Genomic DNA, 6,869 nt, shown 5'->3' with positions numbered 1-6,869 from the left:
GGTCTATACCCTGCCCGCCTACGAGATCCCGCAGGGGAGCCGCACCGCCCGCGGCAGCGCCATCGTCCAGTTGCTGCCCATCACTCGGGAAGAGCGGGTTACCTCGATGGTGCCCGTGAGCGAGTTCAGCGACGACGAATACTTGGTGATGCTCACCCGAGCGGGCTACATCAAAAAAACGGCCCTCAGCGCCTTTGCCAATGTGCGTTCCAACGGCCTGATTGCCATCTCTCTGGAGGAAAACGATGAGCTGCGCTGGGTGCGCCGCGCCCGCTCCAGCGACGATGTGGTTATGGCGACCCGCCAGGGCATGTGCATCCGCTTCCGGGCAGATGACGAGCAACTGCGCCCCCTGGGGCGAGCCACCCGCGGCGTGCGGGCCATCACCCTCAACCCCGGCGACGACATCGTCAGCATGGACATCATCTTTGCCGAGTCGGTGATGGCCGCTGAGCGAGAGGGGGAGAGGCTGGCCAACCCCTGGGTGCTGGTGATTACCAAAGAAGGGCGGGGCAAGCGCTCGGCCATCGACCACTTCCGCCGGCAAAACCGGGGCGGCAAGGGGGTGATCGCCACTAAGTTCCGCCAGGAGTCGGATGAGCTGGCTGCCCTGCGCATCGTCAATGCCGAGGACGAGATCCTGTTGGTAACTGCCAGAGGCATTGTCATGCGCCAGTTGGCCAAGGCCATCCCCACTCAGTCTCGCGAGGCGACAGGGGTGCTGGTGCAGCGCTTGGATCCGGAGGACAGCATTGTAGGAGTGACGGTGGTGCCCGCTTTCGTTTATCAGGGATCCGGCGGAAGCTGAAGAGGAGCCGGCAGAGGGGATCCCCGAGGCCGACGGTTGATCTCCGAGGCGGCGCCTCCCGAGGTACGGCATTTGCCGCCTCAAAGGGGTGGGATCCCGTACCGAAGGCGGCGAGGCTCGGGTGTTAGGTTTGACATAGCCCAATTGGCGGAGCTGCGAAGGCCTAAGGAATGGGGCCAACAGCTCCGAGTTGGGCTAGATTTGCTGTGTTTGGGGAGCTTGGTGACTCCATGTCGAGCCCGATCAATTTCATTCCTGGTTTTGAGGCCGCGCAAACGCCCAGCCCCAACAACCGGCTCTGGCAATATCTGCAGTCTCAGGATCCCAGCGTTTTTCAAGACATCGCCCGCAACTCGTCGCCGGAGGTGCTGGAGATCTTGGGCCACAACATTCGCAGCTTGGTGGGCAGTTTGCCGCCAGACCAATTTGGCGTTCAAATCATCACCAACCGCGAGAGCTTGGCAAAAATGCTCTCCGGGGCGATGATGGGTGGCTACTTTCTGCGGGTGATGGAGCAGCGTCTGGCCCTGGAGCAGTCTTTGGGCAACTCATCCGCCGTCGTCCCCTCTCCCCAACCTTCAACACCGGATCAACCTCCAACAGCGGAGGGGGGCAGTGCCCAATAGCTTCGGGCTCAGCCTTGCGGGCCCGCAGCCAAGTTCAATCCATCCTCTCTGTTGCCGCCGAGGACGTTTTAGGGCTGATGCTGGGTATGGGTTCACCAGACCAGGGATCTGAGTTCAGCCGCCCACCTCGGCGGGTTTTGATCTGCCCGGATAGCTTCAAAGGATCCCTGACAGCCAAGGCAGCAGCGGAGAGCATCTCCCGGGGCATCCGCCAGGTCTTGCCGAAGGCCAAGGTGGAGCTACTCCCCCTGGCCGATGGGGGCGAGGGCACGCTGGAGACCTTGTTGCCGGCGCTGGGGGGAGAGAAACGAGGGCTGTGGGTCACTGGCCCGCTGGGGGATCCCGTCTGGGCCGAGTACGGGGTGGCAGGCGAGCGGGCGCTGCTGGAAGTAGCCCAGGTGGCCGGCCTGACCTTGGTGCCCCCTGAGCAGCGGGATCCCACCCGCACCACCACCTATGGCCTGGGGGAGCTGTTGCGGGCCGTCTGCCGGGATCCCATCGCCGAGATTTGGATAGCGCTGGGCGGATCCGCCACCGTCGATGCGGGTGCGGGGATGGCGCAGGCCTTGGGCTATCGCCTCTTGGATGGGGCCGGGGATCCCATCGGCTGGGGGGGAGGGGAGCTGGCCCGCCTGGCGCGCATCGAGCCACCTAAACAGCGCATTTGGCAAGGCAAGCGCATCCGCGGCCTCTGCGATGTGCAGAACGCCCTCACTGGCCCGTTGGGGGCGGCTGCCGTCTTTGCCCCCCAGAAGGGCGCCACTCCCCAGCAAGTGCGGCAATTGGAGCAGGCACTGCAGCAGTGGGCCAGGGTGGTGGAGCGGGATCTGGGCCGGGCCGTGGAGGGGATCCCAGGGGCCGGCGCCGCCGGCGGGCTGGGGGCAGGATTGGTGGCTTTTTTGGGCGCCACCCTGGAGTCCGGGATCCAGCTCTTGGCCCAGCACTTGGCCCTGCCGGAGCGTCTCCGCCGCTGCGATCTGGTGGTAACTGGCGAGGGCCGCCTTGACGAACAGAGCAGCATGGGCAAGGTAGTGGGGGCGGTGCTGGAGCAGGCCATGGTGGCCCAGAAGCCCCTGCTGATTCTCTGTGGCCAGGCCACCCCGGCAGCCCGGGCCGACTTGGCCGCCCGACCCCTTCCCATTAGAGTTGCTGCCCTCTGTGACCGGATCCCGGATGTGGCCGAGGCGCAGCGCCAGGCCGGTTACCACCTGGAGCAGATGGCCGCTTGGGAGTTGAAAAAGTTTCTGGCCGGGGATCCGATCCCCACCTAGCAAATGGCTGGGAAACAGCTTATCCATCGATCTCCAGCTCCCCTCTCCCCTTGGGAGAGGGGCTGGGGGTGAGGGCCGCTAGGGGCGGGGATCGCTTGGGTCAGCGACAAAGTGTCTTAATCATCGTGTTTGGAACAACTATAATGACTTGAATGAGTTTTTTTAAAAATTATGGCCACTATTGAGTTTTCTCCCGGTATTCCAGAAGTGCCAACGCAGGTGCGGTTGCTGAAATCCAAAACCGGCAAGCGGGGATCCGCCATTTTTCGCTTTGAGGAGCTGAAGTCCGACACGCAAAGCATCCTTGGCATGCGGATGATCGACGAGGAAGGGGAGCTGACCACCCGCAACATCAAAGCCAAGTTCTTGAACGGGGAATTCAAGGCCTTGGAAGTGATCTACGACATGGAAACAGAAGCAGAATGGGAGCGCTTCCTGCGCTTCATGGAGCGCTTCTCGGCAGCCAACCAGATGGGCATGGCCTAGTGGGCTCAGCTTTTGGATTTTTTGCTCCCCTTGGTGGACTTGCTCTTGGCTTTGGGCTGTTGAGCGGTTCCCTGGGCCTGCTCAAGGGGGGGCTGTCCCAGGGGAGGTCGCCGCTTGTGCCAGTCGGTGCTCTGCTCATAGGCATAGGCCACCCGCAGCACCTTGCTCTCCTGCAAGACGTTGCCTATGATCTGCAGGCCAATGGGCAGACCGTTGGCAAAGCCACAGGGCAGGCTCAGCCCCGGCAGGCCCGCCAAATTGACCGGGATCGTCATCAGGTCGCACAGGTACATACTCAAGGGATCCTCCCGCTCCCCCGCCTTGAAGGCCGGCGTGGGGGTGGTGGGGCTGACCAGCACATCCACCTTCTCGAAGGCCCTGAGGAAATCCTGCTTGATCAGGGTGCGCACCTTCTGGGCTTTGAGGTAGTAGGCGTCGTAGTAGCCGGCAGAGAGGGCATAGGTGCCGATCATGATGCGCCGCTTCACCTCCGGCCCAAAGCCGCGGGCGCGCGTTTTGCCGTACATAGCCAAGAGCGAGTCGGCGGGTTCCCGCAGGCCGTACTTGACGCCGTCGTAGCGGGCCAGATTGGAAGAAGCTTCCGAAGGGGCGATGATGTAGTAGGTGGCCAGGCCGTAGCGAAAGCTGGGGCAGTCGATCTCCAGGATCTCCGCCCCCAGCTCCTGTAGGTGTTGGATGGCCGCTTGCACGGCAGCGCGGGTCTCTTCCCCACACCCTTCTCCCAGCAGGTCGCGGATGACTCCAATCTTGAAGCCTTTGATCTCGGGGATCAGGGCCTGGCTATAGTCCGGGATCTCCACCCTAAGGCTAGTGGAATCCAGGGGGTCATGGCCGGCAATCCCCTGCAGCAGCAGGGCCACGTCCTCCACCGTGCGCCCAAAGGGCCCCACTTGATCCAAAGAGGAGGCAAAAGCCACCAGCCCATAGCGGGAGACCAGCCCATAGGTGGGCTTGAGGCCGACCACGCCACAGAAGGCCGCCGGCTGGCGGATCGATCCCCCCGTATCCGATCCCAGGGCCACCACCGCCTGGTCTGCCGCCACCGCCGCCGCCGACCCGCCTGAGGATCCCCCCGGCACCCGCGTCAGGTCCCAGGGGTTGGCGGTGCGCTGAAAGGCCGAGTTTTCCGTAGAACTGCCCATGGCAAACTCGTCTAGGTTGGTCTTGCCCACCGTCACCATGCCGGCAGCCGCCAGCCGCGCCGTCACCGTCGACTCGTAGGGCGGGATGAACCCCTCCAGCATTCGGGAAGCGCAGGTGGTGCGGATCCCTTGGGTGCAAAGGTTATCTTTCACCGCCAACGGGATCCCGGCCAAGGGGCCGATCGTCTCCCCGGCGCGAATGCGGGCGTCCACCGCTCTAGCCTGCTGCAGGGCCAGCTCTTCGGTCACGGTAATAAAGCTCCTCAGCTGCGGCTCCAGTTGCTGCAGGCGCTCCAGGTATTCGCGCGCGATCTCCTCAGCAGAGCGCTCTTTGGTTACCAACTGGGTATGCAGGGCACGGATAACAGACATAGACAAACTCGCAAGGAAGGGAAAAGGCTGATCCAGCTCAGTGAAAGTTCCCTCTAGAGTAATCCAGCGCGGCTCCCTACTAACTCCCCTCTCCCTGAGGGAGAGGGGCCGGGGGTGAGGGAGTGCTCCCTGAGGGAGAGGGGCCGGGGGTGAGGGGCTACCGTCGTTCTAAAAAATCGCGAAAATCGCGGCGCAGATCCCGGATCTCCTGCCGCATTTCCCTCATCTCTTGAGCCATCTCGTCGGTGCGCCGTTCCAGCGCTTCGGTGCGGCGCTCCAGCGCCTCGGTGCGGCGCTCAATAGCCCGGGTGCGCGCATCAAACCGATCCAGCGCCTCACGGAAAAACTGGGCCAGCATCGCCTGCCCTTCCCGCAGCTCTTGAATGAGAAGCTGTTGATTTTGCTGAGCCGCTTGCAGCTCTTGAACGGCGCGGATCAGCCACTCTTCTTGTTCCGGAGTCATCATCAGCCAGAGCGAGAGAATGCAAAAATCCTACCACCGACCCCCCTCTCCCTTTGGGAGAGGATCCGAGCTGAGGGCGATGGAGAGTAGGGAACTCGAATCCCTGACCTCTGCGGTGCGATCGCAGCGCTCTACCAACTGAGCTAACTCCCCGTAGCTCTACCAGGATAACCTGAATCGGCAGCCAAGATCTCCCCCACCTGCAACTCTAGCCCCACAAAAACCTGCGAAGGTACCCCCTCGGATCCCTTCAGCTCCAGCAGGTCGTACCAGCCCTCGTGCAACAGCAGCAGGCTCACCTTCTCTTCCAAAGGATCCACAATCCAATACTCGCCGATCCCCAAAACGCAATACTCTGCTTGCTTGGCCCGGTAGTCTGCTGCCCGGCTCGACTCACTCACCACCTCCACCACCAGCAGCAGCGGCGGCTCCTCTAGGCGGATCAACGCCTCCCGGGATCCCATCTCCTGCCACTGCTCCAAAGGCAGCACCACCACATCCGGGATCCGCACCGTTTCCCAGCGGTTGCCCCGCGGCGACTGGATCCCCAGGCCGCCCTGGATTGTTGTCCAAGGCAACTGCCGTCTGGCGATCTCCGCCTCAAAAACCTGGCTGAGAAACTTTTGGATCTGGACATGCCGTCCGGTTGGAAGGGCCATGGGCACCAACTCCCCCGCCACCAACTCATAGCGGGTATCGCCGCCATCGGAATACTTGAGGTACTCTGCCAAACTCAGGCGAGCCGTTGTCGATCCAGAAGCAGAAACGGATCCGATCGTCAAAGCCACAGCCACCTCCAAAGGCTGCTCTGCTGCCATCCTAACCCCCCTCTCCCTCAGGGAGAGGGGCTGGGGGTGAGGGCCGGCGCGGAGCACTTGAGGCTGCTACCGCCGTTCCAAAAAATCGCGGCGCAGATCCCTCATCTCCGCTGCCATCTCATCAGTGCGGCGCTCTAGGGCTTCCGTGCGCCGTTCCAAGGCTTCTGTGCGCCGTTCCAGGGCTTCGGTGCGGCGTTCAATAGCGCGGGTGCGCTCGTCAAAGCGATCTAGCGCCTCGCGGAAAAACTGCGCCAGCATCGCCTGCCCCTCGCGCACTTCCTGAATCAGAACCTGTTGATTTTGCTGGCCCGCTTGCAGCTCTCGAATCAAAACCTCCTGGTTTTTCTGGACAAGGCGCAGCTCCTGCTGGGCAGCTTGCAGCTCTTTTTGGGCAGCCTGCAGCTCCTGGACAGCTCGGATTAACCACTCTTCTTGTTCTGGGGTCATCGTCAAAAAGTTCTACAGAGGATAAAAAAATCCTACTCCCCTCTCCCTCAGGGAGAGGGGCTGGGGGTGGTCGCGTTAGCGGCGCGGAGCGCTTGGGCTGGGAGAGGGGCTGGGGGTGAGGGCCGCCGGCGGCGCACAGCGCTTGAGGCTGCCGGAAAGAACCACCCAAAACAAAAACCCCTCTCCCTATGGGAGAGGGGCCAGGGGTGAGGGATCGGAGGTGAGGGCTCAGTACAGCGCTTCTTCTTGGTGGGTGATGATGGTGCAGTCGGAGGTGGGGTAAGCCACGCAAGTCAGCACATAGCCCTGCTCGATCTGATCGTCATCCAGGAAGGATTGATCGCTTTGATCCACCGTGCCGCTCACCAGCTTGCCGGCACAGGTCGAACAGGCCCCGGCACGGCAGGAATAGGGC

At 62.6% G+C, this 6,869-nt stretch carries 9 protein-coding genes and 1 tRNA gene; 4 read left to right on the top strand and 6 right to left on the bottom strand.

All coding sequences use genetic code 11. The annotated features are described in order from the left end of the window. The 4 genes from NW809_RS09620 to psb28 all read left to right on the top strand — a co-directional run. Positions 1 to 808 (top strand): DNA gyrase C-terminal beta-propeller domain-containing protein (locus NW809_RS09620; RefSeq protein WP_414402016.1); only part of this gene is annotated, 808 nt, incomplete at its 5' end. A 230-nt stretch (positions 809 to 1,038) separates the two neighbouring features. Beyond that, a complete protein-coding gene (locus NW809_RS09615) occupies positions 1,039 to 1,434 on the top strand; it encodes a DUF760 domain-containing protein (protein WP_414402015.1) in 396 nt (131 codons plus the stop codon). Positions 1,435 to 1,520: 86 nt separating this feature from the next. Then, entirely contained in the window at positions 1,521 to 2,705 is a 1,185-nt protein-coding gene (locus tag NW809_RS09610) for a glycerate kinase (protein ID WP_228375490.1), read from the top strand. A gap of 171 nt (positions 2,706 to 2,876) precedes the next feature. Then, positions 2,877 to 3,191: a photosystem II reaction center protein Psb28 gene (psb28, locus tag NW809_RS09605; RefSeq protein ID WP_011430265.1), complete on the top strand. Its 315-nt coding sequence runs from the start codon at positions 2,877 to 2,879 to the stop codon at positions 3,189 to 3,191. 5 nt (positions 3,192 to 3,196) lie between these two features. On the opposite strand, the gene gatA is transcribed toward psb28, so the two are convergent. The 6 genes from gatA to NW809_RS09575 all read right to left on the bottom strand — a co-directional run. Then, on the bottom strand, positions 3,197 to 4,726 hold the full coding sequence (gene gatA / locus NW809_RS09600) for an Asp-tRNA(Asn)/Glu-tRNA(Gln) amidotransferase subunit GatA (protein ID WP_414402014.1): 1,530 nt from the start codon (positions 4,724 to 4,726) through the stop codon (positions 3,197 to 3,199). Positions 4,727 to 4,883: 157 nt separating this feature from the next. Next, a complete protein-coding gene (locus NW809_RS09595; RefSeq protein WP_414347349.1) occupies positions 4,884 to 5,189 on the bottom strand; it encodes a hypothetical protein in 306 nt (101 codons plus the stop codon). An 80-nt stretch (positions 5,190 to 5,269) separates the two neighbouring features. Continuing rightward, positions 5,270 to 5,342 (bottom strand) — tRNA-Ala (locus NW809_RS09590). After that, positions 5,333 to 6,007 carry a Uma2 family endonuclease gene (locus NW809_RS09585; protein WP_414402013.1) on the bottom strand — a complete coding sequence of 225 codons (675 nt, stop codon included), beginning with the start codon at positions 6,005 to 6,007 and terminating at the stop codon, positions 5,333 to 5,335. The genes NW809_RS09590 and NW809_RS09585 overlap by 10 nt, the downstream gene beginning before the upstream one ends. 66 nt (positions 6,008 to 6,073) lie before the next feature. Then, a complete protein-coding gene (locus NW809_RS09580) occupies positions 6,074 to 6,454 on the bottom strand; it encodes a hypothetical protein (protein ID WP_414402012.1) in 381 nt (126 codons plus the stop codon). Between the two features lie 228 nt (positions 6,455 to 6,682). Further along, a partial coding sequence (locus NW809_RS09575; protein WP_414402011.1) for a 2Fe-2S iron-sulfur cluster-binding protein occupies positions 6,683 to 6,869 on the bottom strand: 187 nt, incomplete at its 5' end.

Origin of the sequence: Synechococcus sp. WC101 (assembly GCF_047461555.1) — a bacterium.
Lineage (GTDB): Bacteria > Cyanobacteriota > Cyanobacteriia > Thermostichales > Thermostichaceae > Thermostichus.
This window is presented reverse-complemented; position numbering and strand designations above follow the sequence as displayed.

What these genes read in the sequence shown, in the direction of transcription:
- NW809_RS09595 (WP_414347349.1), bottom strand. Translation starts at nt 5,189, where the DNA reads ATGACTCCGGAACAAGAAGAGTGGCTGATCCGCGCCGTTCAAGAGCTG.
- NW809_RS09615 (WP_414402015.1), top strand. Translation starts at nt 1,039, where the DNA reads ATGTCGAGCCCGATCAATTTCATTCCTGGTTTTGAGGCCGCGCAAACG.
- NW809_RS09580 (WP_414402012.1), bottom strand. Translation starts at nt 6,454, where the DNA reads ATGACCCCAGAACAAGAAGAGTGGTTAATCCGAGCTGTCCAGGAGCTG.
- NW809_RS09585 (WP_414402013.1), bottom strand. Translation starts at nt 6,007, where the DNA reads ATGGCAGCAGAGCAGCCTTTGGAGGTGGCTGTGGCTTTGACGATCGGA.
- psb28 (WP_011430265.1), top strand. Translation starts at nt 2,877, where the DNA reads ATGGCCACTATTGAGTTTTCTCCCGGTATTCCAGAAGTGCCAACGCAG.
- NW809_RS09610 (WP_228375490.1), top strand. Translation starts at nt 1,521, where the DNA reads ATGGGTTCACCAGACCAGGGATCTGAGTTCAGCCGCCCACCTCGGCGG.
- gatA (WP_414402014.1), bottom strand. Translation starts at nt 4,726, where the DNA reads ATGTCTGTTATCCGTGCCCTGCATACCCAGTTGGTAACCAAAGAGCGC.